Annotated in this window: 23 protein-coding genes, 1 tRNA gene and 1 pseudogene; 20 read left to right on the forward strand and 5 right to left on the reverse strand. The window is 72.5% G+C overall.

Annotated features, from left to right (window positions below; genetic code table 11):
- Positions 1 to 144 precede the first annotated feature (144 nt).
- The gene (locus ACH4RG_RS33335) at positions 145 to 1407 is read left to right on the forward strand and encodes a sensor histidine kinase (protein ID WP_397925021.1); all 1263 of its coding nucleotides are present in this window, start codon (positions 145 to 147) and stop codon (positions 1405 to 1407) included.
- A complete protein-coding gene (locus tag ACH4RG_RS33340; RefSeq protein ID WP_003968183.1) occupies positions 1404 to 2084 on the forward strand; it encodes a response regulator transcription factor in 681 nt (226 codons plus the stop codon). Before ACH4RG_RS33335 ends, ACH4RG_RS33340 begins: the two co-directional genes overlap by 4 nt.
- Positions 2085 to 2205: 121 nt before the next feature.
- On the opposite strand, the gene ACH4RG_RS33345 is transcribed toward ACH4RG_RS33340, so the two are convergent.
- Positions 2206 to 2934, reverse strand: a complete 729-nt coding sequence (locus ACH4RG_RS33345) for a DUF461 domain-containing protein (protein ID WP_397931218.1) — start codon at positions 2932 to 2934, stop codon at positions 2206 to 2208.
- A 786-nt stretch (positions 2935 to 3720) separates the two neighbouring features.
- Here ACH4RG_RS33345 and ACH4RG_RS33350 point away from each other — a divergent pair.
- From ACH4RG_RS33350 to ACH4RG_RS33400, 11 genes are all read left to right on the forward strand, one after another.
- Positions 3721 to 4203 carry a CarD family transcriptional regulator gene (locus ACH4RG_RS33350; protein ID WP_003953493.1) on the forward strand — a complete coding sequence of 161 codons (483 nt, stop codon included), beginning with the start codon at positions 3721 to 3723 and terminating at the stop codon, positions 4201 to 4203.
- A gap of 366 nt (positions 4204 to 4569) precedes the next feature.
- Positions 4570 to 5337 (forward strand): 2-C-methyl-D-erythritol 4-phosphate cytidylyltransferase, encoded by a 768-nt coding sequence (ispD, locus tag ACH4RG_RS33355; RefSeq protein WP_397925024.1) that lies wholly within the window; start codon positions 4570 to 4572, stop codon positions 5335 to 5337.
- Positions 5327 to 5917, forward strand: a complete 591-nt coding sequence (gene ispF, locus ACH4RG_RS33360) for a 2-C-methyl-D-erythritol 2,4-cyclodiphosphate synthase (protein ID WP_397925026.1) — start codon at positions 5327 to 5329, stop codon at positions 5915 to 5917. The genes ispD and ispF overlap by 11 nt, the downstream gene beginning before the upstream one ends.
- Positions 5918 to 6034: 117 nt before the next feature.
- Entirely contained in the window at positions 6035 to 6688 is a 654-nt protein-coding gene (locus ACH4RG_RS33365; protein WP_397925234.1) for a GNAT family N-acetyltransferase, read from the forward strand.
- A 31-nt stretch (positions 6689 to 6719) separates the two neighbouring features.
- On the forward strand, positions 6720 to 8252 hold the full coding sequence (locus ACH4RG_RS33370) for an ABC transporter substrate-binding protein (protein ID WP_398162455.1): 1533 nt from the start codon (positions 6720 to 6722) through the stop codon (positions 8250 to 8252).
- 9 nt (positions 8253 to 8261) lie between these two features.
- Complete coding sequence (locus ACH4RG_RS33375; protein ID WP_397931224.1) at positions 8262 to 9983, forward strand: ABC transporter permease subunit; 1722 nt, start codon at positions 8262 to 8264, stop codon at positions 9981 to 9983.
- On the forward strand, positions 9980 to 11455 hold the full coding sequence (locus ACH4RG_RS33380; protein WP_397931227.1) for an MFS transporter: 1476 nt from the start codon (positions 9980 to 9982) through the stop codon (positions 11453 to 11455). Before ACH4RG_RS33375 ends, ACH4RG_RS33380 begins: the two co-directional genes overlap by 4 nt.
- 49 nt (positions 11456 to 11504) lie before the next feature.
- Positions 11505 to 11909 carry a PPOX class F420-dependent oxidoreductase gene (locus ACH4RG_RS33385; protein ID WP_397925034.1) on the forward strand — a complete coding sequence of 135 codons (405 nt, stop codon included), beginning with the start codon at positions 11505 to 11507 and terminating at the stop codon, positions 11907 to 11909.
- Positions 11910 to 12040: 131 nt separating this feature from the next.
- Positions 12041 to 13441 carry a cysteine--tRNA ligase gene (gene cysS / locus ACH4RG_RS33390; protein WP_397931230.1) on the forward strand — a complete coding sequence of 467 codons (1401 nt, stop codon included), beginning with the start codon at positions 12041 to 12043 and terminating at the stop codon, positions 13439 to 13441.
- A gap of 98 nt (positions 13442 to 13539) precedes the next feature.
- Complete coding sequence (rlmB, locus tag ACH4RG_RS33395) at positions 13540 to 14496, forward strand: 23S rRNA (guanosine(2251)-2'-O)-methyltransferase RlmB (protein WP_097867448.1); 957 nt, start codon at positions 13540 to 13542, stop codon at positions 14494 to 14496.
- 238 nt (positions 14497 to 14734) lie between these two features.
- Positions 14735 to 16366: a DoxX family membrane protein gene (locus ACH4RG_RS33400; protein ID WP_398162451.1), complete on the forward strand. Its 1632-nt coding sequence runs from the start codon at positions 14735 to 14737 to the stop codon at positions 16364 to 16366.
- A gap of 85 nt (positions 16367 to 16451) precedes the next feature.
- Here the strand turns inward: ACH4RG_RS33400 and ACH4RG_RS33405 are convergent, their stop codons facing one another.
- The 3 genes from ACH4RG_RS33405 to ACH4RG_RS33415 form a co-directional block, all read right to left on the reverse strand.
- The gene (locus ACH4RG_RS33405) at positions 16452 to 17168 is read right to left on the reverse strand and encodes an NDP-sugar synthase (RefSeq protein ID WP_397925040.1); all 717 of its coding nucleotides are present in this window, start codon (positions 17166 to 17168) and stop codon (positions 16452 to 16454) included.
- A 73-nt stretch (positions 17169 to 17241) separates the two neighbouring features.
- Positions 17242 to 17655, reverse strand: a complete 414-nt coding sequence (locus ACH4RG_RS33410) for a hypothetical protein (RefSeq protein ID WP_397925042.1) — start codon at positions 17653 to 17655, stop codon at positions 17242 to 17244.
- Positions 17656 to 17881: 226 nt separating this feature from the next.
- Positions 17882 to 19018, reverse strand: coding sequence for an ABC transporter ATP-binding protein (locus ACH4RG_RS33415; protein WP_018959798.1), 1137 nt, complete (start codon positions 19016 to 19018; stop codon positions 17882 to 17884).
- A gap of 178 nt (positions 19019 to 19196) precedes the next feature.
- On the opposite strand from ACH4RG_RS33415, the gene ACH4RG_RS33420 reads away from it, so the two are divergent.
- Together ACH4RG_RS33420 and ACH4RG_RS33425 are read left to right on the forward strand one after the other, a co-directional pair.
- Positions 19197 to 19270: transfer RNA gene (locus ACH4RG_RS33420), tRNA-Thr, on the forward strand.
- Positions 19271 to 19411: 141 nt separating this feature from the next.
- The gene (locus ACH4RG_RS33425; protein WP_397931364.1) at positions 19412 to 20023 is read left to right on the forward strand and encodes a hypothetical protein; all 612 of its coding nucleotides are present in this window, start codon (positions 19412 to 19414) and stop codon (positions 20021 to 20023) included.
- 52 nt (positions 20024 to 20075) lie between these two features.
- Here ACH4RG_RS33425 and ACH4RG_RS33430 read toward each other — a convergent pair.
- A pseudogene (locus ACH4RG_RS33430) lies at positions 20076 to 20465 on the reverse strand (hypothetical protein); the annotation flags it as partial.
- Positions 20466 to 20665: 200 nt separating this feature from the next.
- Between ACH4RG_RS33430 and ACH4RG_RS33435 the strand changes: the two are divergent.
- The 5 genes from ACH4RG_RS33435 (at position 20666) to ACH4RG_RS33455 (ending at position 25595) form a co-directional block, all read left to right on the forward strand.
- Entirely contained in the window at positions 20666 to 21196 is a 531-nt protein-coding gene (locus ACH4RG_RS33435) for a toxin-antitoxin system HicB family antitoxin (RefSeq protein ID WP_397925044.1), read from the forward strand.
- A 153-nt stretch (positions 21197 to 21349) separates the two neighbouring features.
- Complete coding sequence (locus ACH4RG_RS33440; RefSeq protein ID WP_397931241.1) at positions 21350 to 22240, forward strand: DUF4097 family beta strand repeat-containing protein; 891 nt, start codon at positions 21350 to 21352, stop codon at positions 22238 to 22240.
- Between the two features lie 152 nt (positions 22241 to 22392).
- Positions 22393 to 23403: an ATP-binding cassette domain-containing protein gene (locus ACH4RG_RS33445; protein WP_398540716.1), complete on the forward strand. Its 1011-nt coding sequence runs from the start codon at positions 22393 to 22395 to the stop codon at positions 23401 to 23403.
- Positions 23400 to 24191, forward strand: a complete 792-nt coding sequence (locus ACH4RG_RS33450) for an ABC transporter permease (protein WP_397931243.1) — start codon at positions 23400 to 23402, stop codon at positions 24189 to 24191. Before ACH4RG_RS33445 ends, ACH4RG_RS33450 begins: the two co-directional genes overlap by 4 nt.
- Positions 24192 to 24263: 72 nt before the next feature.
- On the forward strand, positions 24264 to 25595 hold the full coding sequence (locus ACH4RG_RS33455) for a cytochrome P450 (protein WP_398540697.1): 1332 nt from the start codon (positions 24264 to 24266) through the stop codon (positions 25593 to 25595).
- Positions 25596 to 25683: the final 88 nt, after the last annotated feature.

Raw genomic sequence — 25683 nt, forward strand, 5'->3', positions numbered from 1 at the left:
GTTACACGGTGGGGCCGGAACGCGTCCGTATCCGTCCCCCTAAGTGAACCGGCTCCTACCCCTCGGTGAACTCTGGGCGACGAGTGTTCGAGATGGCACTCGGACGGCTGGGAGGGAGTCGTCGCACCCGCATAACCTTGAAGCATGGACGTGAACGCGGCGGTCGCCGCAGCTGCAGCGATCGCCGGGCTGTTGACCGGTGTGATCGCCATGCTGGCGTTCCGCTGGAGCGAACGCGACCTGAAACGGCCCACGCGTACGTCGCTGCGGCCGGACAACAACGCGGCCCTGCCCCCCGGGGTGGACACCGTCCTCTCCGTTCTCAGCTCCTCCGCCGTCGTCCTCGACGAGAGCGACGGCGTGGTGAAGGCCAGCTCGGCGGCGTACGCCCTGGGCCTGGTCAGAGGCGGCCGACTGGCCGTCGAGCCCATGCTCAACATGGCCAGGGACACCCGGCGGGACGGAGAGATACGACAGGGCGAGCTGGACCTGCCCCGGCGCGGCACGGGCCGGGGGGACACCCTCGCGGTCTCCGCCCGGGTCGCCCCGCTGGGCTCGCGGCTGGTGCTGCTGCTGGTCGAGGACCTCACCGAGGCCCGTCGGATAGAAGCGGTGCGGCGCGACTTCGTCGCCAACGTCAGCCACGAGCTGAAGACGCCGACCGGAGCGCTCTCCCTCCTCTCCGAAGCGGTCATGGACGCCTCCGACGACCCGGAGGCGGTGGAGCGGTTCGCCGGGCGGATGCAGATCGAGGCGACCCGGCTGACCAACCTCGTCCAGGAGCTCATCGACCTCTCCCGGGTGCAGAACGACGACCCGCTGGAGGACGCCGAGCCGGTCAAGGTGGAGACGCTGGTCGCCGAGGCGATCGACCGCTGCCGCCAGCAGGCGGGTTCGAAGCAGATCACCATGGCCTCCGCGGGAGCCGAGGGCCTCACGGTCTGGGGCAACCGAGGCCAGCTCGTCGGCGCGCTCGGCAACCTCGTCGAGAACGCCGTCAACTACAGCCCCGCCCACACCCGCGTCGGCATCGCCGCACGCCGCATGGCCTCACCCGGCGGGGACCTCATCGAGATAGCCGTCACCGACCAGGGGATCGGCATCTCCGAGAAGGACCGCGAACGGGTCTTCGAGCGGTTCTACCGCGTCGACCCGGCCCGCTCACGGGCCACCGGTGGCACCGGTCTCGGCCTCGCCATCGTCAAACACGTGGCCGCCTCGCACGGCGGGGAGGTCACCGTCTGGAGCTCCGAGGGACAGGGCTCCACCTTCACCCTCCGACTGCCCGAATCGGGCGCCGCGAGGGAGCGCACCACCGGCGGACCGCTTATCGTCAACGGCGACGACGAGGGGCCGTACGAGACCGACACCTTTGACCCCTTCCCTGCCCCGGAGGCTCTTCCGTGACCCGAGTGCTTGTCGTCGAGGATGAGGAATCCTTCAGCGACGCCCTGTCCTACATGCTGCGCAAGGAAGGTTTCGAGGTCGCCATCGCGGCGACCGGCCCCGACGGGCTGGACGAGTTCGAGCGCAACGGCGCCGACCTGGTCCTGCTCGACCTGATGCTGCCCGGCCTGCCCGGCACCGAGGTGTGCCGCCAGCTCCGCAGCCGCTCCAACGTTCCGGTGATCATGGTCACCGCCAAGGACAGCGAGATCGACAAGGTCGTCGGGCTGGAAATAGGAGCCGACGACTACGTCACCAAGCCCTTCTCCTCCCGGGAGCTCGTCGCCCGCATCCGGGCCGTCCTGCGCCGCCGAGGAGAGCCGGAGGAGGTCACCCCGGCCGCCCTGGAGGCGGGACCGGTGCGGATGGACGTGGACCGACACGTGGTCACCGTCTCCGGCGGCAAGGTCGACCTGCCGCTCAAGGAGTTCGACCTGCTGGAGATGCTCCTGCGCAACGCGGGCCGGGTGCTGACCCGGATGCAGCTCATCGACCGGGTCTGGGGCGCGGACTACGTCGGTGACACCAAGACCCTCGACGTCCACGTGAAGCGCCTGCGCGCCAAGATCGAGCCCGACCCGGGCGCCCCGCGCTACCTCGTCACCGTGCGGGGCCTGGGGTACAAGTTCGAGCCGTAAACCGAGGGACGCGGTGGCCGGAGCCGCCCGCGGTACGCCGAAGGGGCGCTTCCCGGCCGGGAAGCGCCCCTTCGGCGTTCTGTGCGCTCGTGTCCGCGTCACGGGGCAGAGTTGTTCCGCGTCAGTCGGCCGCGGGCACCGAGGCGGCGTCGCCCGTGCCCTGGGTGCCCGTCTCGCCCTGGGTGCCGGTCTCGCCCCGGGCGCCCTCGGTGGCCGCGCCGTTCTCCGGTGTGCCGGACGTCTCGCCCTCGGCCGCGCCGGGGGTCTCCCCCTCGCCGGACGCGTCGCCGGACGCGCTGTCCGACGGCGTCGGCTTCGGCGCGGGCGCCTCCGCCTTCGGGCTGGGGCCGAAGTCCTTGAAGAAGCCCTCGGCCGGGAAGACGCTGGCGCCGAGGCCGACGTCGCCGGTCCGGCTGAGCTTGAAGACGACCTGCTGGACGTCGCCGTTGCGTGCCGCCTCGCCGCTGTTCTCGATCACGGCGGCGGCGTTGCCCTTGCCGCCGATCGTGACCTGGCCGCCGGCCGGGACCACGATGGGGCCGTCGCCCTCGGCTGCCTGGAGCTTCACCTCGACGTCGCTGCCGGGCAGCGTGACCGACTCCAGCACCTCGCGCTCGGTGCCTTCGTTGAACAGCGTCGCGGCGACGACGGCGGGGCCGTCCGCGCCGCCCTCGGGCTGCGTGAGCACGTTCACGTTCTGGATCTTGATGTCGCCCACCGTGGTGGCCGGGTTGTCCGGCCTGATCTTGAGCGTCTCCGCGTTGTTGCCCGCCGCGCAGGCGGACAGGGAGACGATCGAGATCACGGTGGCGGCGGCGGCGAGGGCGCCGTGTCGAAGGCTGCGGCTCACGGCGGCGGCAACTCCTTGAACGAGTCGGACTGCGGACTTCGGACGTCAGTCGTCGAGCGGTGGTGTGTCGAGCGGTGGTGTAAAGCCGCCCTAAGGGTGTGTCAGCGGCCTTAGGCTACCGAGCCGCCGCGCCCGCCCTGCACCCGACCCGCCCCTACGCGCTCCGGCTCTTCCCCGGGCGGGCGGCGAGGGGCGTGCCCCGGGGTGGTGGGGGTCGTTCCCCCGGAGGGAGGGCGAGAGATGTTCTCCGGGATCGTGAGGGAGGTTCTCCGGGCATGGCGGGGGAGGGGTCGGGAGGCTTCGGAGGTACGCCCTCCTAGGGGCCGCGAGGTGTTCTACCGGCGGGTACGCCATGTGTCGTTCACATAATCCGCGTGATCAATTCTTCTGCCCGCGTCGTGGCGTGGTGGTCGTTTCTTCGCCATTCCCGGCTTCGCGGGGGAAAGGGGCCGGACCTCATGTGGCTTGATCAATTTCATTGCGGCCGGACAGTTACGCCCGTACGGGTGAGCGATCATCGAACGGAGTACGGAATGATGGGCATCTCGAAACCGACAAAACGGGACTTTCGTCCTCTTCTGTCGGACTTCGGGGCTGAGTGACGTGGCCGTTTCGCTCCGGGCGCACAGTGGCTCCGACCTGCGAATACCGTCTTCCGGAAGCCTTCCGCAGCACGTCCGTGTTGCTGTTGTCAAGCCCCGAGATATGCCCTGACCTGCGAAAACGCCATTCAGGAGATGCGGTTCTCGTGTTACTCTGGATAGCCACGGAAGGGGTACCTGTCACATGACGTTCAAGGTTGGCGACACCGTGGTCTATCCCCATCACGGGGCCGCGCTGATCGAGGCTATCGAAACTCGCCAGATCAAAGGCGTGGACAAGACCTACTTGGTGCTCAAGGTCGCCCAGGGCGACTTGACGGTTCGTGTGCCGGCGGACAATGCGGAGTTCGTGGGCGTGCGCGACGTGGTCGGGCAGGACGGGCTGGACCGGGTCTTCGAGGTGCTGCGCGCACCGTATGCCGAAGAGCCGACGAACTGGTCCCGGCGCTACAAGGCGAATCTCGAAAAGCTCGCCTCCGGCGATGTCATCAAGGTCGCTGAAGTAGTGCGTGACCTGTGGCGTCGGGAGCGCGAGCGCGGTCTCTCCGCCGGAGAGAAGCGCATGCTCGCCAAGGCCCGCCAGATCCTGGTGAGCGAGCTCGCTCTCGCGGAGAACACGAACGAGGACAAGGCCGAGGCTCTGCTCGACGAGGTCCTCGCGTCCTGAAAACTGGATTACTCCGGCTTGTGCTGCCGGAGCGCACCGGTTGTATGAATGTGCCGCGGTGCCCGCTGACCAGCCTTTTTCACGCTGTGTCGTCGGGCGCTGCGGCATGTTCGGACCTACATCCGGTGCCCGACTGCCGGGTAGCCCCGTGCCCGCGGTGTGATCCGCGTGTGCGGCGGCCGTCGGTGAAGGACGGCCCCGTGCTGCGTGAGCCCCCGACGCGACCCGTGCTCGACCGGGTGTCACGGAAGGGGCCCGGTGCGAGCCCAGGGCGTCACGCCCGGCTCGCTGGGCCCCTACCCATGTCGGTCGTGGAAACAAACCTGCCGAACCTTCGGACCTTCTCGGACCTTCGGAGTGCAACCGATGTCATCGACGCCACCCCCGACCGACCGGCCGCGCCCTCCCCGTACCGCCGCGGTGATCCCCGCGGCCGGACGGGGCGTGCGGCTCGGGCCGGGCGCGCCCAAGGCCCTTCGGGCGCTCGGCGGGACGCCCATGCTGATCCACGCGATTCGCGCCATGGCCGCGTCCCGGGCCGTCTCCCTCGTCGTGGTCGTCGCCCCGCCGGACGGCGCGCCCGAGGTGAAGCACCTCCTCGACGAGCACGCGCTGCCCGAGCGCACCGACTATCTGGTGGTGCCGGGCGGTGAGACCCGCCAGGAGTCCGTCCGGCTGGGCCTCGACGCGCTGCCCGAGGACGTCTCCGTCGTCCTGGTCCATGACGCCGCCCGCCCCCTCGTGCCGGTCGACACGGTCGACGCCGTCGCCTCGGCCGTACGGGACGGGGCGCCCGCCGTCGTTCCCGCGCTGCCCCTCGCGGACACCGTCAAGGAGGTGGAGCCCGCCGGGACGCCCGGGGAGCCGGAGCCGGTGCTCACCACCCCCGTACGGGCCAGGCTGCGCGCGGTGCAGACGCCGCAGGGCTTCGACCGGGACACGCTGGTCCGGGCCCACGCCGAGGTCGCGGTCGACGGCGAGGGCGCCACGGACGACGCGGGCATGGTGGAACGGCTCGGCGCGCCCGTGGTCGTCGTCCCCGGCCACGAGGAGGCGTTCAAGGTGACCCGGCCGCTCGATCTGGTGCTGGCCGAGGCGGTACTCGCTCGCAGGAGGGCCAACGATGGTTTCTGAGAACCCCGGCGCGGGAAGCCCCGGCGCGGAAAGCTCCGGCGCGGAAAGCTCTGGGGCGGAAAGGTCCGCGGCGGAAAGCTCGGGGGCGGGAGCCTCCGCCCCCGTCATCCCGCTCGTCGGCATCGGCACCGACATCCACGCCTTCGAGGAGGGCCGCGAACTGTGGTGCGCGGGCCTGAAGTGGGAGGGCGAGGGGCCCGGCCTGGCCGGTCACTCGGACGCCGACGTCGTCGCGCACGCCGCCTGCAACGCGCTCTTCTCGGCCGCCGGCCTCGGCGACCTCGGGCAGCACTTCGGCACCGGCCGCCCCGAGTGGTCCGGCGCCGCGGGCGTCACGCTGCTCACCGAAGCCGCCCGGATCGTCCGCGCCGGGGGCTTCGAGATCGGGAACGTCGCCGTCCAGGTCGTCGGCGTCCGCCCGAAGATCGGAAAGCGGCGCGAGGAGGCGCAGAAGGTGCTGTCCGACGCCGTGGGCGCCCCGGTCTCGCTCTCCGCCGCCACCTCCGACGGGCTCGGCTTCACCGGCCGCGGCGAGGGCATCGCCGGCATCGCGACCGCCCTGGTCTACCGGACCGCCTGACGCCCGGACGGCACCCGGGCCCCCCTCCTCCTGCACATCACTTGCACGTACGCTGAAGATGCGAGCGAAGTGCGGGAGGAGGCGGAGGTGGTACCGGTGACCAGCGCGACCACGGTGATGGCGGGGACGGCGGGGACGGCGGGGACGGCGGCCGACCGGACCGGCGGCCGAACCGCCCACGACGGCCACCGGGACGCCGGGTACGTCCTGCGCACCGCCACCGCCGACGACCTCGGCGGAGCCCGGGCCGTGATGCTCGACACCGTCTACCACGACCTGAAGTCCGGCTACGTACCCCGCTGGCACGCCGACATCATCGACCCCCGGGCCGCCTATCTGCGCCCGGAGCGCTGCACCCTGCTCGTCGTCGAGCACCGCGGTGAGATCGTCGCCACCGGGGCCGTGCGCGACCGGGGGCCGCAGGCGCCGCCCAATCCTCCGTGGGTCGCCGAGCGCTTCCCCTCCGGGACCACCGCGCAGCTCTGCCGGATCTACGTGCGCCCCGAGCACCGCAGGCACGGACTGGCCCGGCGACTGGTGCGCGAGCTGGCGGAGTTCGCCGCCCGGGCCGGGGGCTACGAGGCGCTGTACCTGCACACCGACCCCGCCGTGCCGGGCGCCGAGCCCTTCTGGCGTTCGCTGGCCCGCGAGGTGTGCGACGAGCGGGCGCTGCCCGGGGGCGGGCAGGGGATCGTCCACTTCGAGCTGCCGATGCCCGGGGCCGTCCCCGTGGCCGCCGACGGCTCACGGCGGACCAACCCCACCCATTAGATGACAATCGTTTTCATATAAGGTCGTCGCCATGTCCACCTCCCGTCCCCGCCTTCCCCGCCGCCGCGTCGCGCTGCCCCTGGCCGCCGCCACGTTCCTCGTGCCCGTCGCCACCGCCTGCACCTCGTCCACGGATTCCGGCGGCTCCGGCGGGGACCGGCGGCTGAAGGTGGCCATGGCCTTCCCGCCCGCCCAGGCCATGTCCCCGTACGGCGATGACGCCGTCACCCTGAGCCGGCTCGCCGTCGTCGAGGGGCTCACCCGGCTCGACCGGAACGGGGAGGCCCGGCCCGCGCTCGCCGCCACGTGGAAGCGCGACGGCGAGAAGGCCTGGGAGTTCACGGTCCGCGAGGGCGCCGTCTTCCAGGACGGGACGAAGCTGGACGCCGCCGCCGTGGTCCGTTCGCTGACCGCCGCGCAGAAGGCGTCTCCCAAGCCCCGAGTGCTGTCCGACACCACCCTCACCCCCACGGCCACGGGCGCGGACACCGTACGGATCACCACCAAGGACGCCGACCCGCTGCTGCCCCAGCGGCTCGCCAACCCCTCCCTGAGCATCCTGTCCGCCGCCGCGTACAAGGACGGCTCCAAGGTGAACCCCGCCGGGCACGCCACCGGCCCCTTCACCCTCGCCGAGGTCAACGGCGCGGTCAGCGCCACCCTGGAGCGCAACGACACCTACTGGGGCGACCGGGCGAAGGCCCCCGGCGTCGACGTGAAGTTCGTCGCCGACGGCACCGCCCGCGCCAACGCGCTGCGGACCAAGGACGTCGACGTCGCCGAGTACGTACCGATCTCGCAGGCGTCGCTGCTCGGCGACGGCCTGGTCCACGAGTTCCCCTCCGCCCGCACCAACGGCCTCTCCCTCAACACCGGACGCGGCGTCTTCGCCGACCCGGCGATGCGCGCCGCCGCCCGGGAGGCCATCGACCCCGAGGCACTGGTCGACGGCGTCTACGAGGGGCGCGCCGACGCCGCCCAGGGGCTGCTGGGTCCCGGCGTCCCGTGGGCCGCCGACCTGCGCACCGCCCCCACCGGCCGCGCGAAGGCCGCCGCCCCGGCCGAGGTGGCGAAGACGTCCGCGATCGTGCTGGCCACCTACACCAACCGGCCCGAGCTGCCCGAGGCCGCCACCGTCGTCCAGCAGCAGCTGGAGAAGCGCGGCTTCACCGTCAAGCAGGTCGTCCGCGACTACGCGCAACTGGAGGCCGACGCGCTCGCCGGGAAGTACGACGCGTTCATCCAGGCCCGCAACACCCTCCTGGACACCGCCGACCCGGTCTCCTACCTCGCCTCCGACTTCACCTGCGACGGCAGCTTCAACATCACCCAGCTCTGCGCGGAGCCCGTCGACGCCGCCGTCGACAAGGCCGCCGCCCTCGCCGACACCGACGCCCGCCACCGGGCCGAGATGACCGCCGAGGCCGCGATCCTCGGTTCCGACGCCCTCGTCCCGCTCGTCCACGAACGCTTCGTGCAGGGCTACGACGACACCCGCGTCCGGGGCGTCGCCCTCGACCCGATGGAACGCACCCTCATCACCGCCGACACCCGCATCGGGTGAGGTGACCGCGTGAAGTACCTCGCCGGACGGCTCGGCGCGCTGCTCGCCGTCGTCGCGGTGATCGGGCTGCTGCCCTGGCTGACCCGGACCGACCCGGCCCGCACCATCCTGCGCGCCCGGTACGCCGACCGGGCCCCGACGCCCGAGACCCTCGCCGCGATCCGCGCCGAGACCGGGCTCGACGGCGGGCCGTGGCACGTCCTGGGCGGCTGGCTCGGCGGGCTGCTCCGGGGCGACCCGGGAGAGTCCTGGGTCTCCGGGCAACCCGTCGGACCCGACGTGGCCACCGCGCTGGGCAACTCCCTCACCCTGATGGCCGCCTCGCTCGCCGTCGCCGTGCTCCTCGCCCTCGCGCTGAGCGCCGCCACCCTCCGGCGCGGGGCCGCGCGCCGGATCGTCCGGGTGCGCGCCGGAGCGGGCGCGGCAGTGCTCGCCGCACTGCCGGAGTTCCTGCTCGCCGCCGTACTGGCCACGGTGTTCGCCGTCCACCTCGGGTGGTTCCCGGCGCTCGGCTGGGGCGCCCCCGACCAGCTCGTGCTGCCCGCGCTCGCCATGGGCGTCCCCGCCGGGGCGCTGCTCGGCCGACTGCTGGACGACGCCCTGCCCGGCGCGTTCGCCGAACCCTGGGCCCGGGCCGCCGCCGCGAACGGCCTGCCCGGCCGCGTCGTCGCCCGGCACGCCCTGCGCCGGGCGCTGCCGGGCCTGCTGCCCCAGCTCGGCCTGGTCGCGGTCGGGCTGACCGGTGGGGCGGTCGCCGTCGAGACGCTGTACGCCATCCCCGGCCTCGGCGGTACGGCCCTGGCCGCCGCCCTCGCCCAGGACCTGCCCGTCCTCCAGGCGACCGCACTGGTCCTGCTGCTCCTCGGAGTCGCCGCGGGCCTGCTCTCCCGCCTCGCCGTCCGCGTGCTGCTCGGCACCGCCCTGACCGACCGCGCGCTCCCCGCACTCGTCACGCCCCGGCTGCCCGGCCGCCGCACGCTCGCCGCCGCCGCCCTCGTCCTCGGCGGCCTCCTGCTCGCCGTCACCGTCGCGGGACTCCTGCGCGACCCGCTCCACGTCGACACCGCCGCCCGCCTCGCCGGCCCCTCCGCCGCACACCCCTTCGGCACCGACAACCTCGGCCGCGACGTCCTCGCCCGCCTCGGCCACGGGGCGGCCCGCACCGGGCTGGCCGCCGTCGCGGTCGGAGCCGTCACCCTGGTGCTCGGCCTGCTCCTCGGGTCCGTACGCGCCGGAGCCCTCACCGAGACGGCGAACGCGCTCCCCGCCGTCCTCGCCGGCCTCCTCGTCGCGGGCATCGCCGGGCCGGGCCCCTGGGGCGCCGCCGCGGCCGTGGCCGCCGTCGCCTGGGCCCCGCTCGCCGCCCACACCGCCGCCCTGTACGCCCAGGAGAAGGCGGCCCCGCACCTCGCCGCCGCCGTCGCCCTCGGCGCGGACCGGGCCCACCTGCTGCGCCGCCACGTCCTGCCCGGGGTCCTGCCACCGGTGGTGCGCCACGCCCTGCTCCGCGTCCCGGCCATCGCGCTGGCCCTCGCCTCGCTCGGCTTCCTCGGCCTCGGCACACAGGCCCCGGCGCCGGAGTGGGGGCGGATGCTGTCGGAGAACATGCCGTACGCCGAACGCGCCCCGTGGGCCGTCCTCGCCCCCGCCGCCGCGCTCGCCGTCCTCGGCGCACTGGCCGTCCTCACCTCGGCCGCGGTACGCGGGCGCACCCCGGCGGGCCTGAAGTGAACCGATACGAGCCGGAGCCCGCCGACGAACCCGCGCCCACACGCACCGACGTTCCCGAGCCCGCGCCCACACGCGCCGACGACCCCGAACCCGAACCCACACGCACCGACGACCCCGAACCCGAACCCGCGCACGCCAGCGCGCCCGCAGGGGTCCTCGCCGAGGAGAAGAGCCGCAGGCCCCGGCTCGCGAGCGCGCCCACCCCCTACCTCCGGCTCCTCACCGCCACCCAGTTCGCCTTCAACGTCGGCTTCTACGCCGTCCTGCCCTACCTGGCCACCCACCTCGGCAGCGGCCTCGGCATGGCGGGCTGGCTCGTCGGCCTCGTCCTGGGGCTGCGCACCTTCAGCCAGCAGGGCCTGTTCGTCGTCGGCGGCGCCCTCACCGACCGCTACGGCCCGCGCCCCGTCGTGCTGGCGGGCTGCGCCCTGCGGATCGCCGGGTTCGGCTGGCTCGCCCTCGCCGGATCCACGGCCACCGTCATCGCCGCCGTGCTCCTCATCGGCTTCGCCGCCGCGCTCTTCTCCCCGGCCGTCGAGTCCGAGGCCGCCCGCGAGGCCGTCCGGCACGAACGGGCCACCGGCGCCCCGCGCGCCCACGTCCTCGCCCTGTTCTCCGCCGCCGGGCAGGCCGGGGCGTTCATCGGGCCGCTGCTCGGCTCCCTGCTCCTGCTGCTCGGCGGCGGCTTCCGGGCCGCCTGCCTCGCCGGGGCCGCCGTCTTCGTCGCCGTACTGGCCGGGCACGCCCGCCTGATGCCGCGCGCCGCCCCCGTACGGGAACCCGCAGCCGACCCCGTACGAGAACGGGGGGAGGCACAGGCGCCGGACGCCATCATCCGTACGGCCCCACCGGGACGGTCGCCGTGGCGGGCGGTCTTCACCAACCGGGCGTTCCTGCTGCTCTGCCTCGCGTACAGCAGCTACCTCGTCGCCTACAACCAGCTCTATCTCTCGCTGCCCGCCGAGGTGGAGCGGGCCACCGGATCGGGGGCCGCGCTCGGCTGGCTCTTCGCCCTGTCCTCGCTGCTCGTCGTCGTCGCCCAGGTGCCGCTGACCCGCTGGTCCGCCCACCGGATCGCCCCGCGTACCGCACTCGTCACCGGCCTCGCCATCGTCGCCGCCGGGTTCGCCGCCGTACCGCTCGCCCCGGCCGGCCCCGGCGGTCTGCTGCCCGGCGCGGCGCTCGTCGTCCTGCTGACCCTGGGCCAGATGCTGCTGGTCCCCGCCGCCCGGGGCCTGGTGCCCGACCTGGTCGAGGACCGGCAGCTCGGGCTGGCCACCGGGGCGCTGTCCTCCGTCTCCGGGATCGCCGTCCTCGCGGGGAGCGCGGCGACCGGCGCCCTGCTCGACGCGCCCGCGCCCCTGCGGTGGGCGGTGCTCGCGGCGATCCCGCTGGCAGGGGCGGCGCTGGCGTTCACCCTTCCGGCGGGCCCCGGCGGGAAGGATCGGCGAACGCGCGCGGTTGCGGGGTAGGAGCAGCACTGGACGAAGGACCGACCGCAGCGCACAGGAGGCCGTACGCATGACCGCCGCACTCTCCGCCGAGCTCAAGAACCTGCTCGACAGCCCCGTGTTCGTCAACATCGCCACCATCCAGCCCGACGGCAGCCCCCAGGTCTCCCCGGTCTGGGTCAAGCGCGACGGCGACGACCTTCTGATCTCCACCACCGTCGGCCGCCGCAAGGAGAAGAACCTCCGCCGCGACCCGCGCGTCACCGTGGTCGTCCAGCCCTTCGACAACCCGTACACCTACGCCGAGATCCGCGGCGAGGCGACGCTGACGACGGACGGCGGGCAGGAACTGATCGACGAACTGTCCGTGAAGTACACCGGCAAGCCGTACGCGGAGTTCAACCCGGACTCCGCCGCCGACGACCCCCGCGTCGTCGTCCGCGTCTCCCCGCGCAAGATCGTCGGCCGCCTGTAGGCGCCCCGGAGGGTGTGAGAACGCTCTCCGGGCCCCTCCAAGGCCGTTTCGGGGCATCCCGGTACCAGAAAGTTGTCCCCGCGATCCCCAAGGGTCGCGGGGCACTGGTGCGGGCCTACTACCCTTGAGACGTGACTATTCGCCTGCACGACACCAACGCCCGGCAGATCCGTGACTTCGTCCCGCTCACAGCGGGCTGCGTCTCGATCTACCTCTGTGGCGCCACTGTCCAGGCAGCACCGCACATCGGCCACATCCGCTCGGGCCTGAACTTCGACATCATGCGCCGCTGGTTCACCTACCGCGGCTACGACGTCACGTTCATCCGGAACGTCACCGACATCGACGACAAGATCATCGCGAAGTCCGCCGACCAGGGCCGCCCCTGGTGGTCGATCGGCTACGAGAACGAGCGCGCGTTCAACGACGGCTACGACGCCCTGGGATGCCTGCCGCCCACGTACGAGCCCCGCGCCACCGGCCACGTTCCCGAGATGATCGAGATGATGCGCGGCCTCATCGAGAGCGGTCACGCCTACGAGGCCGACGGCAACGTCTACTTCGACGTGCGCTCGCTGCCCAGCTATCTGGAGCTCTCCAACCAGGAGTTGGACGATCTGCGCCAGCCCTCCGGCGACGGCGAGACCGGCAAGCGAGACCAGCGTGACTTCGCCATGTGGAAGGCCACCAAGCCGGGCGAGCCCAGCTGGGAGACGCCCTGGGGCCGCGGCCGTCCCGGCTGGCACCTGGAGTGCTCCGCGATGGCCCACAAGTACCTGGGCTCCGCCTTCGACATCCACGGCGGCGGCATCGACCTGATCTTCCCCCACCACGAGAACGAGATCGCCCAGGCCAAGGCCTACGGCGACGAGTTCGCGAGGTACTGGGTGCACAACGGCTGGGTCACCCTGTCCGGCGAGAAGATGTCCAAGTCGCTGGGCAACTCCGTCCTCGTCAGCGAGATGGTCAAGCAGTGGCGCCCGATCGTCCTGCGCTACTACCTCGGCACCCCGCACTACCGGTCGATGATCGAGTACAGCGATGAGGCCCTGCGCGAGGCCGAGTCCGCGTTCGCCCGGATCGAGGGCTTCGTCCAGCGCGTCACCGAGAAGGCCGGGGAGACCGTTCCCCCCGCCGCCGAGGTCCCGCCCGCCTTCGCCGAGGCGATGGACGAGGACCTCGGCGTACCGCAGGCGCTCGCGATCATCCACACCACCGTCCGCCAGGGCAACAGCGCACTGGCCGCCGACGACAAGGAAGCCGCGGTCGACCGCCTCGCCGAGGTACGGGCCATGCTCGGCGTCCTCGGCCTGGACCCGCTCGACCCGCACTGGGCGGGCGAGGGCGACCGGGGCGAGGACCTGCACGGCGTCGTCGACACCCTCGTCCGCCTCGTCCTCGACCAGCGGCAGTCGGCCCGCGCCCGCAAGGACTGGGCCGCCGCCGACGCCATCCGCGACCAGCTCAACCAGTCCGGCCTCGTCATCGAGGACAGCCCCACCGGCCCCCGGTGGACGCTGGGACCGCGCTGAGCACCCGCTCCGAGCAGTGAGATGGTGCCGCCCGGCGATCCGGGCGGCACACTTTCCTTATACGTACGTACGTCTGAAAGCAACGAAACAGGTAGATCATGGCCGGGAACAGCCAGCGCAGGAACCGCCGCACGTCCAACAAGAAGGGCATGCAGGTCGGCAGCGGTGGCCAGCGACGCCGTGGTCTCGAAGGCAAGGGACCGACGCCGCCGGCCTCCGCCCGCAAGGGGCACAAGAAGAACCGGATCGCCGGCGCCCAGGCCAAGCAGGCCGCCGCCCGCCGCCCCGCGCCCCGGCGCGGCGGCGTCAAGGGCACCTCGGAGATGGTCGTCGGCCGCAACCCGGTCTACGAGGCCCTGCGTGACGGCGTGCCCGCCGTCACCCTCTACGTCCAGCAGTACATCGACAACGACGAGCGCGTCCGCGACGCCCTCAAGCTCGCGAGCGAGCGCGGCAACATCAACCTGATGGAGGCCCCGCGCCCCGAGCTGGACCGGATGACGAACGGCCTGAACCACCAGGGCCTCGTCCTCCAGGTCCCGCCGTACGAGTACGCGCACCCGGAGGACCTCACCGCCGCCGCGTACGACAACAACGAGGACCCGCTGATCGTCGCCCTCGACGGGGTGACCGATCCGCGCAACCTCGGCGCCATCGTCCGCTCGGTCTCCGCGTTCGGCGGCCACGGCGTGGTCGTCCCCGAGCGCCGCGCCGCCGGCATGACCGCCGGTGCGTGGAAGTCCTCCGCCGGCACGGCGGCCCGTACGCCCGTCTCCAGGGTCACCAACCTCACCCGCGCCCTGGAGGGCTACCAGAAGGCGGGCCTCACGGTCGTCGGCCTGGCCGCCGACGGTGAGCACACGGTCGAGGACCTGGAGCAGCTGGCGGGCCCGGTCGTCATCGTGATCGGCAGCGAGGGCAAGGGCCTCGGCCGTCTCGTCGGCGAGACCTGCGACTACCGGGTGCGGATCTCGATGCCGGGCGGCGCGGAGTCGCTCAACGCCGGTGTCGCGGCGGGCATCGTGCTGTACGAGGTGGCGCGCCGCCGCGGATAGCCGTCCGTCGGGCCGCGGGCCGGCTCGGCCCGCCGGCCCGCCGGTGCCACCGCGCTCGCGCGGCGACCGGCTCGCGACGCCCGCGGCACGCGCGCCGCGAGCGGCTCGCCAGCCCGGCGAGTTGACGCGCGAACGCCGAACACAGTTCCAGGTTGCCCGAGTTTGGCCTGATCTTGACGGGTCTCGGACACATCCGGTGCGGTCAAGGCAGTGTCCTAAACACACATCACTCGGTTAGATGAGTGTGGACACCAGAACGCCTCGGTTCGACGAGCAACCCGCCGCCCTGAGCATGACCAAGGTGGACAGCGACCCCGCGCAGGTCATCGTCAACCACGCCAGCTTCCGGGTGCAGCTCGCCCCGGGCCAGCGCACACGGCTGCGCGGTGCCCCCGCGGAAACGGCCCGCATCCCTGCCATGAGCGGTGCCGGCGGGGGCCGCAGGCGGGCCCCCGTCGTCTGGAGCGGGAAGTCCGCTCCCGGCGATCCCGGCGCGACAGGCCTCCTCCAGGCCGTGCGCAACTCCACCGCGGGCCACCTCGACGCCGGACTCGGCGGGACCTCCGGGGGCGGGCACGGGGCGGGCGCCACGCAGGTCATCCCGCTCCTGGAGGAGACGCAGCCCAACCCGGTACTGACCGCCCCCCACCGGCCGGGACACACCGGTCCGCTCCTGCCGCCCATGCGACAGGCCGTCGGCGCCTACGACCCGGTCGAGGGGCCCGACGACCTCGGCAGGACCGGCGCCCCCGACGACGACTGCGACGAGGCCGACGGAGCCGCCGAGTCCCGCGACCGGCGGGGCCTGGGCGACCCCGTCCGGCACGCCTACTACCCCGGCCACCGGATGAACCTGGGCGTCGTCCTGCTCCCCATGCGGGTGCTCCTCGGCTTCATCTCCATCTACGCCGGCATGGGCAAGCTGAGCGACCCCGTCTACTTCGACGGCGGCGAGCGCGGCTCGATGGTCACCTGGCTGACCTCCCTGCACCCGTGGGCGATGGCCGAACCGCTGCGCGACTTCGCGCTCTCCCACCCGGTCGGCGCCGGCCTGACCGTCGCCTTCCTCCAGGTCGTGGTCGGGGTACTCACCGTCCTCGGCCTCTGGCAGCGGGTCGCCGCCGCGTTCGGCGCGCTGCTCTCCGCCGCCCTGCTGGTGACCGTGAGCTGGCGCTCGGTCGCCGTGTACGAAGCACCCGACATCATCCTGCTGGCCGCCTGGAGCCCGCTGATCATCGCGGGCGCGCCGGTCTACTCCGTGGACGGCCGACTGGCCGGAGAGGCGTGGCGCAAGCTCGGCCCGCGCTCGGAGATCTGGGACCTGCGCCGCCGGGTCCTGCGCCGGGGCACCGTCGTCGCGACGGTCGTCGTCGGCTGCACCCTGCTCATCGGCTCCATCCTCGGCGGCGCGGTCCGCTCCAGCGAGGTCGTCACCGTCCCCGGCCGCAACGACAACCCCACCAACCGCCTCCCCGGCATGCCGCTGCCCCAGGAGTCCACCGGCGAACGCCAGGCCTCCCGTACGCCGGACCAGCGGCGACAGCCGGAGCCCAGCCGCACCGGCCCGGCCACCACCCCCGCCGACGGCCGGGCCACACCGGGCGCGACGCGCGACTCCGGTGGCCAGAGCACCGGTTCGGACACCCGGCCCAGCCAGACCCAGGGCACCGACCAGGCGCCCCCGCGGCAGCCCACCCCGCAGGAGCCCCCGGCCGCCACCAGCGCCGGACCCACCTCCTCCGGCTCCACCGGCGACGGCTCGTCCGGAGGCGGCGGCGAACCGGCGCCCACCGGCGGCTCGACCTCCTCCGGCGGCGAGGGATCGACCACGGGCGGCGGCCGGAACCCGATCGGCGGCCTCCTCGGCTGACCCCGTACGACAACAGCGAGGGGCGGCCCCCACCCGGACGGAAGAACCGGGTGGGGGCCGCCCCTCCGTGCGCAGGCGAAGCCTGTCAGCCCTCGTGGGAGCCGAGCTCGCGGGCCGCCTCGGTCAGGTCCTTCGCCGTGTCGATGGCCCGCCAGTACGCCCCGTTCGGCAACGGATACCCGGCCAGCCGGCGCTCGCGGGCGAGACGCGGGAACGTGGTCCGCTCATGGTCGCCCCGGTCCGGCAGCAGCTTCGTGAACGCGGGCGAGAACACGTACACCCCGGCGTTGATCAGATACGGGGAGGGCGGCGACTCGATGAAGTCGGTGATGTGCCCGAACGCGTCCGTCTCCACGGCGCCCCACGGGATCCGGGGCCGGGCGAGGGCCAGGGTGGCGGTGGCGTCCCGCTCCGCGTGGAAGGCGGCCATCTCCCGCAGGGAGAAGCGGGTCCAGATGTCGCCGTTGGTGGCGTACCAGGGCTGCTCCGGATCGGGCAGCCGCCCGGCCGCGTACTTCAGGCCGCCGCCGCGACCCAGCGGCTCGGTCTCCACGACGGTGGTGACCCGGAGCGGCAGTACGGCGGCGTCCAGCCACTCCTGGAGCACCTCGGCGAGGTGCCCGCAGGAGACCACGGCGTCGGTGACTCCTTCGGCGGCCAGCCAGGACAACTGATGCCCGATGATCGGAGTCCCGGTCCCGGGGATCTCCACCATCGGCTTGGGGCGGTCGTCGGTGTACGGCCGCAGCCGCGACCCCTGGCCACCGGCAAGGATCACGGCCTGCGTCGGATACGTATGCATGGCAGGCACGATAGGCGGTGCCCGCCGACGGAGTGGCGACGCTCCGCGTGACCGCCACCCGGCGTGGGTGCTCCTAGCTGAACTGCGCGACGCCGGAGGCGAACGAGGTGTCGCAGACGGGCCGGGAGAAGCGGTGCGCCCGGGTCGGGCCGTACTGCTCGACGGCCGCCTTGCCGAGGGCCCTCGCGATCGACACGCAGTGGCGGGCGAGCGAGGGGCGCTGCTCGACGGCGCGCTGGAGGCCGGTGAGCGCGGCGCCCGGGTCCTTCTCCTCCAGCTCCACGAGCAGCTTCTCCCGCAGGACGTCCTGCGGGGCGTGCGGCTTCGCGGGCTTGGACACGGTCTCCGACGAGGCGGCCAGCAGCTGGGAGTCGTTGTCCGACTCCGCCCACTGGACGCTGGTGACCGCGAGGGTCCCGGACAGAACCATGACGACGGGCAGGACGAGAGCGAGGGATCGGCCGATGCGGCGCGCGGTGTGGGTCACGCAGCGAGCGTAGCGGCCAGTGATGACGTGGCGACAATTCGTCACCCTTCCGGGGGATGGTTCGACGCGCCCTTTCGAATGCGGGCTTGACGAACCAGGGTGAAATGCCCTGTGTGCCGGGGTATTTGCTGCCGCCCGGCACCGAAACCCAAACCCGCCGGGACCACGCAAACGGCCCCGCACCCCCTTGCGGGGGCGCGGGGCCGTGCGTACGGCGGGTGGAGCGTCAGTTGGTGAGACGCTCGCCGGTGGAGGTCGCGAAGACGTGCAGCTCGTCCGGGCGCGGGACGACGTGCAGCTCCGTGCCCTTCTCCGGGACGGCACGGCCGCCGACGCGGACGACCAGGTCCTTGTGCTCGCCGGCCACCTGCGCGCCGCCGTAGACGAAGCCGTCGGCGCCGAGCTCCTCGACGACGTTGACGGAGACGGCGAGACCGGCCGGCGCGTCCGAGGAGTCCTTGGTCAGCGACTTCGCGGCGGCGCCACCGTGCTCGACGATGTCGAAGTGCTCGGGGCGGATGCCGACCGTCACGGTGGTGTCACCGCGGTCCGCGGCGGCGGTGAGCGCCTCGCGGGAGACCGGGACGACGCTGTTGCCGAACTTCACGCCGCCGTCGGTGATCGGGACCTCGACGAGGTTCATCGCGGGGGAGCCGATGAAGCCGGCGACGAAGAGGTTGGCGGGGCGGTCGTACATGTTGCGCGGCGAGTCGACCTGCTGGAGCAGCCCGTCCTTCAGCACCGCGACCCGGTCGCCCATGGTGAGGGCCTCGACCTGGTCGTGGGTGACGTACACGGTGGTGATGCCGAGGCGGCGCTGCAGCGAGGCGATCTGCGTACGGGTGGAGACACGGAGCTTGGCGTCGAGGTTCGACAGCGGCTCGTCCATGAGGAAGACCTGCGGCTCACGCACGATGGCGCGGCCCATCGCCACACGCTGACGCTGACCACCGGAGAGCGCCTTCGGCTTGCGGTCCAGGTAGTCGGTGAGGTCCAGCATCTTGGCGGCCTCTTCGACCTTCGCCCGGATCTCGGTCTTGTTGATACCGGCGATCTTCAGCGCGAAGCCCATGTTGTCCGCGACGGACATGTGCGGGTAGAGCGCGTAGTTCTGGAACACCATGGCGATGTCCCGGTCCTTCGGCGGCAGGTGCGTGACGTCACGGTCACCGATGCGGATCGCACCGCCGTTGACGTCCTCAAGACCCGCGAGCATGCGCAGGGAGGTCGACTTGCCACAACCGGAGGGACCGACGAGGACGAGGAACTCACCGTCCGCGATGTCGATCTCGAGCTGGTCCACGGCCGGCTTCGTGGAGCCGGGGTAGACGCGGGACGCCTTGTCGAACGTGACACTGGCCATGCTGAATCTTCTCCTCAACCGGCAGGAACGTGCCGGACGATCCGAGTAGGGAGTGGTCTGGTCCACAGACGCGAACCTGCCGTGACGCTACCTGGCGTTTCTCGATCTGTCAGTAGTCCGGAGCACACGGAAAACGCGGACGGGCGGGGCGCGCGGTTGGTTAGACTGCTCCCGGCGCGCCTCCTTAGCTCAGCTGGCCAGAGCAACGCACTTGTAATGCGTAGGTCGTCGGTTCGAATCCGACAGGGGGCTCAGCGGGAAGCCCGGGTCGGATCTCCTCCGACCCGGGCTTCTTCCGTTTCCGGGCGGCGCACATGACCGTTCAGTCCCTGTTTATCGGGCCTTTATCGCGTTTCCCCAGGCTCGCAAGGAGCCGAACCCCTGGGGGACCACATGCTCCGCATCCACTTCAACGACGTGGATCTGGCCAGGACCCGGCTCGCCCCCGCGCCCGACCCCCTCTTCGAGATCGCCGCGAGCATGCATCGGCTGCAGTCCAGCCGGGGCCGCTGGGCGTATGCCGGGTGGTACCGCACGGCACGGCGGGAGCTGCGGGAGCAGGGGTTGGAGCGGGCTCTGCGTGGCGTCCTGGTGCCCCTGTATCCCAGGGCCGCGTACTTCCCGGACTTCCTCACGCCGGCCACCGGGGCGGACGGGCTGGAAGCGGGGCTCGAGACGCTCCTGGCCACGCCCGCGCGGCGGGTCGAGGAGGAGATCGCCCTCTTCGACCGGCTCATCGGGGCGCCCGCGTGGGCGGGGCGACTGGCCGAGCGCGGAGCGCGTCAGGAGTTCGTCGGGGTACTGCGCGCGTACTACGCCGCCGCCGTCGTGCCCCAGCAGGAGCGTATCCAGGCTCGTATCGAGGCCGAGCGGGCGGTGCGTGGCCGTGGTCTTCTGCACGGTGGGGTGGAGGGGATGCTCGCCGGGCTCGGGCCCATGCTGCGCTGGCGTGCGCCCGTCCTGGAGGTCGCGTATCCCCGGCAGACGGAGGACCGCCCGGTTTGAGGTCTCCGTGGATCCAGCCCGCGTGGTGGAGGTGGGTCAGGCCCTCGCAGATCTGCGGCAGGGCTCTGCCGGGGTCGGCCGGTGTCGGGGTGGCCTCCAGGCAGGAGACGGCCTGTTCCAGGACCAGGACGGTGGCGCCGTCGAGCTCCGGGTGGTGGGGGTCGTGGACGACGAGGGTGTCGTACATGCGGATGAGTCGTGGTGACCGCAGGCGGCCGAGGAGTTCGACTTCCCGTTGGACCAGGCCGCGCAGGGGGTCTGGCCGGTGGCTGGTGCGGGTGCTGGTCGGCCAGAATTTCGGGGCGGCGGTTCGGGGTGTGCCGTGGGCGCGGTGTGCCGCGTACACGGTGGTGAAGGCGCCCGAGGCGAGGGGTTCGTGGACGTGCCACTCCCCGATGCGGTAGCCGTTCGGGACGGTGACGGTGTGTCGGCGGGTCTTCATGCGCTTCCCTCCAGGCGGCGCATCTGGTGGTGCCAAGTGGTGCCAAGTGGTGTTGCTGTGGTGCCAGTCGAGGCTGCCTCGGCTGTCTCTGTGGTGTTGTATTGGCTTCCCTGGTGGTGATGGTGCAGGTCACGGGCGTCTGTGGGTGAGGTGAGCCAGGGTGGCTCGACGTGGTGCCATTCGTGTGCCATGATGGCGTCATGGATCTCACCCCCTACGTCGACAATCTCCGGCGGGAGCTCGCCGTCGCCGCGGATGCCAGCGGTGACGAAGCCCGCGCCCTGGCCGAGCGGCTCAGTGCTCCGCTGGAGTCCGCCGTCCGGCTGACCCTGCTCAACGTGCTCTCCGCGGCGATGGGAGACGTCACCCGGGAGCTGGCTCCCGGTTCGGTCGACGTACGGCTGCGCGGGCTCGATCCCGAGTTCGTGGTGACGCCGCCGCCGGTGCCCGAGCCGGAGCCGGTGCGGGAGGAGCGGGAGGCGGTCGTGGCTCCCGTGGTGGCGGCGCCTTCGGCCGGGGAGGCCGACGACGGCACCATGGTGCGGATCAACCTCCGTCTCCCCGCCCACCTCAAGGGCCGCGCCGAGAGCGCGGCCGCGGCGGAGGGGCTGTCGGTCAACGCCTGGCTCGTGCGGGCCGTGTCCGTGTCCCTCGACGGCGGGGGGCGCGCGGGCGCACCGGGCCGGGGCAAGGACTCGGGCGGCCGCGGCTTCACCGGCTGGGTCCGCTAGCTCCGCTGGGCGCACTGGTTCCGCCGGGTCCGCCGGGCCCGCTACGTCCGCCGGCCGCCTGTTCGTAGCCGGCGCCACCTCACCGGCGGATCGCCGATCCGGCCGACGTCACTGATCACTCATCACTCACCGAGCCAAGAGGACGGGACAGCCATGCCTTCTTTCGATACTCCCGAGCCGATCTCCGCCGTCATCGAGCTGGACGCCGGCACCGCCCGCATCACCGCCGGCAAGCGCACCGACACGGTCGTCGAGGTGCTGCCGGGCAACGGGGCGGACGAGGACGACGTACGCGCCGTGCAGCAGACCCGGGTCTCCTGCTCGGGTGGCCGTCTCACCGTCAGGACCCCCAAGAAGCGCTCCCTGTTCGGCAAGCCGGGCGCCGTCGAGGTGAGCATCGAACTGCCCGCGGGCTCCGATGTGCGCGGCGCCTCCGCGCTGGGCGGCTTCTTCGGTGAAGGGCCGCTCGGCGAGGTGCGGCTCAGGACCTCGCTCGGCGACCTCCAGGTGGAGGAGGCGGTCCGCGCCGAGCTCAGGACCGACCACGGCGACATCCGGCTGGTCCGCTCCAGCGGGGACGCCGAGGTCATCGGCTCGGGCCGGGTCGAGGTCGGCGTCGTCGCCGGGGCGGCGGTCGTGAAGAACGGCAACGGCGCGACCGTGATCGACGAGGTCGGCGGTGTGCTGAAGGTCAACGCGGCCAACGGCGACGTCTCCGTGGGCGTCGCGCACGGCGACGTCGTCGCCAAGTCCGCCAACGGGCGCATCGAGATCGGTGTCGCCCGAGCCGGGGTCGACGCGACCTCCTCCAACGGGCGCATCCGCGTCGGCGACGTGACCCGCGGCCGTATCGCTCTGCGCACGTCCGTCGGCGACCTCGAAGTGGGCATCCACGAGGGCACCGCCGCCTGGCTCGACCTGAACCCCAAGTTCGGCACCGTACGCAACTCGCTCGGCGCCGCCGCCGGGCCCGAGGACTCCGACGAGACCGTCGAGGTGCACGCCCGGAGCGGGGCCGGCGACATCATCGTCCGCCGTGCCTGACTCCCGCGTCTGAGGTGGTCGCGCCTGGCTTCGGCCCACCCCCTCCACGGCGCCCGGCTCTCTGCCGAGCCCGACTTCGCCGTGCCCGCTTCTCGTCCCGGCCACTCCCGACTCACCGCTCGCGAAAGGGAATCAGCATGAAGGGAACCAGCGTGTCTGTCACCCGGGCCTCCGCGCCGCTCGCCGCCCAGGTCGCGCCGCAGGCGATCACCGCCACCGGACTGCGCAAGTCCTACGGCGACAAGATCGTGCTCGACGGCATCGACCTGTCGGTGCCCCAGGGCACCGTCTTCGCTCTGCTCGGCCCCAACGGCGCGGGCAAGACCACCGTCGTCAAGATCCTCTCCACCCTCATCTCCCCCGGCCCCGGCTCCGGCGAGATCCGCGTCGGCGGACACGACCTCGCCACCGACGCCCAGGCGATCCGCGCCACGATCGGTGTCACCGGGCAGTTCTCCGCCGTGGACGGGCTGATCACCGGCGAGGAGAACATGCTGCTGATGGCGGACCTCCATCACCTGCCCCGGCGCGAGGGGCGGCGGGTCGCCGCCGAACTCCTGGAGCGCTTCGACCTGGTGGAAGCCGCGAAGAAGCCGGCGTCCACCTACTCCGGCGGCATGAAGCGACGCCTCGACATCGCCATGACGCTCGTCGGCTCCCCGCGGATCATCTTCCTCGACGAGCCGACCACCGGCCTCGACCCACGTTCCCGCCACACCATGTGGGGCATCATCCGCGGCCTGGTAGCCGACGGCGTCACCGTCTTCCTCACCACCCAGTACCTGGAGGAGGCCGACGAACTCGCCGACCGCATCGCCGTACTGAACAACGGGACAATCGCCGCCGAGGGCACCGCCGAGCAGCTCAAACGGCTCGTCCCGGGCGGCCACGTCAAGCTCCGCTTCACCGACCCGGACGCCTACCGGTCCGCCGCCTCCGCCCTGACCGGGGCCGCCCCCGACGACGAGTCCCTGTCGCTGTCCATCCCCAGCGACGGCACACAGCGCGAACTGCGCTCCATCCTCGACTGGCTGGACTCGGCCGGTATCGAGGCCGACGAGCTGACCGTGCACACGCCCGACCTCGACGACGTGTTCTTCGCCCTCACCGCCTCCGCCACCGTGCCCGCCCAGGCCGACCAGCCGAAGGAGAACCTCCGATGAGCACCCTCGCCCTCGCCGTCCGGGACACCAACACCATGCTGCGCCGCAATCTGCTGCACGCCCGGCGCTACCCGTCCCTCACGCTGAATCTGCTCCTCACGCCTGTCATGCTCCTGCTGCTTTTCGTCTACATCTTCGGCGACGTGATGAGCGCGGGCATCGGCGGCGGAGAGGGCGGCCGCGCCGCCTACATCGCCTACATCGTCCCGGGCATCCTGCTGCTGACCGTCGGAGCCACCGTGGTCGGGACCGCGGTGTCCGTCTCCACGGACATGTCCGAGGGCATCATCGCCCGCTTCCGCACCATGGCGATCCACCGCGGCTCGGTGATCACCGGGCACGTCGTCGGCAGCGTGCTGCAGAGCGTGCTGAGCGTGGTCCTGGTGGGTGCGGTCGCCGTGGCCATCGGCTTCCGCTCCACGGACGCCACGCTCGTGGAGTGGCTGGCCGCGTTCGGGCTGCTCGTGCTCTTCTCCGCCGCCCTCACCTGGGTCGCGGTCGGCATGGGCCTCATCAGCCCGAACGCCGAGGCGGCCAGCAACAACGCCCTGCCGATGGTGCTGCTCCCGATGCTGTCCAGCGCGTTCATCCCGGTGGAGACGATGCCGGGCTGGTTCCGGCCGATCGCCGAGTACCAGCCCTTCACCCCCGTCATCGAGACCCTGCGCGGCCTGCTCCTCGGCACCGGGATCGGCCACAACGGCTGGCTGGCCGTGGGCTGGAGCCTCGGGCTCGTGGTGCTCGGCTACTTCTGGGCGACCTCGAAGTTCGGCCAGGACCCCCGGTGAGTACCCCCCGACGACGTGGCCCCCGATGGCTTCGTCTCCGGTGTCCCGATCCCACGACCTGAGGAGAACCCGATGGCGTACGACCCGGCCACCGGCTCCGCGACCGCCGATGAGCCGCCCGTCCTGCCCACCGGCTCCGCGACCGCTGATGAGCCGCCCGTCCTGCCCACCGACCGGCACGCCGGCTGCCCCTTCGATCCGCCCGCCGCGCTCACCGCGTTGAGCGACCGGCCGGTCCGCCGCCTCCGCTGTGCCGACGGGCACGTGGGTCGGCTGGTCACCGGGCATGCCGCGGCCCGCGCGGTGCTGGCCGATCCGCGCTTCAGCTCCCGCTACGAGCTCCTGCACCTGCCGATGGCGATGGAGGGCGCGCCGGGAGAGCTGCCGCCGGCGCCCGTCGGGGACATCATCGGTCTCGACGCCCCGGAGCACACCCGCTACCGCAGACTGCTCGCCGGCCGGTTCACCGTGCGCCGGATGCGTCAACTGGCCGGTCGTATCGAGCGGTTCACCGCCGACTGCCTGGACGCCATGGAGCAGGCCGGACCCACGGCCGATCTGGTGGAGGCCCTCGCCCGGCCCGTGCCCACGCTGGTGATCTGCGAGCTGCTCGGCGTGCCCTACGCCGACCGGGGGCGCTTTCTGGGGCTGGTCGAGGTCATCTTCGACCAGGCGGCCGACGCCGGGGCCAAGGACGAGGCTTACGCGGGGCTGCTCCGGTACGTCGGTGAACTCGTCCTCGCCAAGCGGGCCGAGCCCACCGACGACCTGCTCAGCGACCTCGCCGCATCCGGCTCCGCACCTGGCTCCGCATCCGGCTCCGCCCCCGACCGCGGGTCCGGAGACCTCGGAGCCTCCGGTCTCAGCGACGAGGAGCTGGCCGGGATCGGCGGGCTCCTCCTCGCCGCCGGGCTCGACACCACCGCGAACATGCTCGCTCTCGGCGTCTTCGCCCTGCTGGCCAACCCCGGCCAGCTGGAAGCCCTGCGCGGCGACCCGGACCTCGCCGGACCGGCCGCGGAGGAGCTGCTGCGCTACCTCAGCGTGGCCGACCCGCTGCTGCGGTCCGCGTTGGAGGACGTCGAGGTGGCGGGCGAGCTGATCAGGGCGGGGGAGACGGTGACCGTCTCCGTACAGGCGGCCAACCGTGACCCGCGCAGGTTCCCCGAGCCCGACCGGCTCGACATCCGTCGCCGGGCCACCGGGCATCTCTCCTTCGGTCACGGCGCCCACCAGTGCCTCGGTCAGCAGCTCGCGCGCGTCGAGATGACCGTCGCGCTCCCGGCGCTCCTCGCCCGTTTTCCCTCCCTGCGCCTTGCGGTCCCGCCGGGGGAAGTGCCGCTGCGTGAACGCTCCAGCATCTACGGAGTGGTCTCCCTGCCGGTCACCTGGGAAGAGGAATAGCGCCGAACCGCCCGCAGGGCATGGAGACGCGGTGAGCGTCCGTACCGATTTCTACCGGGGGGTAGGCGACCCGGGATCCTTGTTATAC

The sequence above is a fragment of the Streptomyces sp. NPDC021019 genome (assembly GCF_044333295.1).
GTDB lineage: Bacteria > Actinomycetota > Actinomycetes > Streptomycetales > Streptomycetaceae > Streptomyces.

What these genes read in the sequence shown, in the direction of transcription:
- ACH4RG_RS33335 (WP_397925021.1), top strand. Translation starts at nt 145, where the DNA reads ATGGACGTGAACGCGGCGGTCGCCGCAGCTGCAGCGATCGCCGGGCTG.
- ACH4RG_RS33350 (WP_003953493.1), top strand. Translation starts at nt 3,721, where the DNA reads ATGACGTTCAAGGTTGGCGACACCGTGGTCTATCCCCATCACGGGGCC.
- ispD (WP_397925024.1), top strand. Translation starts at nt 4,570, where the DNA reads ATGTCATCGACGCCACCCCCGACCGACCGGCCGCGCCCTCCCCGTACC.
- ispF (WP_397925026.1), top strand. Translation starts at nt 5,327, where the DNA reads ATGGTTTCTGAGAACCCCGGCGCGGGAAGCCCCGGCGCGGAAAGCTCC.
- ACH4RG_RS33365 (WP_397925234.1), top strand. Translation starts at nt 6,035, where the DNA reads ATGGCGGGGACGGCGGGGACGGCGGGGACGGCGGCCGACCGGACCGGC.
- ACH4RG_RS33370 (WP_398162455.1), top strand. Translation starts at nt 6,720, where the DNA reads ATGTCCACCTCCCGTCCCCGCCTTCCCCGCCGCCGCGTCGCGCTGCCC.
- ACH4RG_RS33385 (WP_397925034.1), top strand. Translation starts at nt 11,505, where the DNA reads ATGACCGCCGCACTCTCCGCCGAGCTCAAGAACCTGCTCGACAGCCCC.
- rlmB (WP_097867448.1), top strand. Translation starts at nt 13,540, where the DNA reads ATGGCCGGGAACAGCCAGCGCAGGAACCGCCGCACGTCCAACAAGAAG.
- ACH4RG_RS33400 (WP_398162451.1), top strand. Translation starts at nt 14,735, where the DNA reads ATGAGTGTGGACACCAGAACGCCTCGGTTCGACGAGCAACCCGCCGCC.
- ACH4RG_RS33405 (WP_397925040.1), bottom strand. Translation starts at nt 17,168, where the DNA reads ATGCATACGTATCCGACGCAGGCCGTGATCCTTGCCGGTGGCCAGGGG.
- ACH4RG_RS33415 (WP_018959798.1), bottom strand. Translation starts at nt 19,018, where the DNA reads ATGGCCAGTGTCACGTTCGACAAGGCGTCCCGCGTCTACCCCGGCTCC.
- ACH4RG_RS33425 (WP_397931364.1), top strand. Translation starts at nt 19,412, where the DNA reads ATGCTCCGCATCCACTTCAACGACGTGGATCTGGCCAGGACCCGGCTC.
- ACH4RG_RS33435 (WP_397925044.1), top strand. Translation starts at nt 20,666, where the DNA reads ATGGATCTCACCCCCTACGTCGACAATCTCCGGCGGGAGCTCGCCGTC.
- ACH4RG_RS33440 (WP_397931241.1), top strand. Translation starts at nt 21,350, where the DNA reads ATGCCTTCTTTCGATACTCCCGAGCCGATCTCCGCCGTCATCGAGCTG.
- ACH4RG_RS33450 (WP_397931243.1), top strand. Translation starts at nt 23,400, where the DNA reads ATGAGCACCCTCGCCCTCGCCGTCCGGGACACCAACACCATGCTGCGC.
- ACH4RG_RS33455 (WP_398540697.1), top strand. Translation starts at nt 24,264, where the DNA reads ATGGCGTACGACCCGGCCACCGGCTCCGCGACCGCCGATGAGCCGCCC.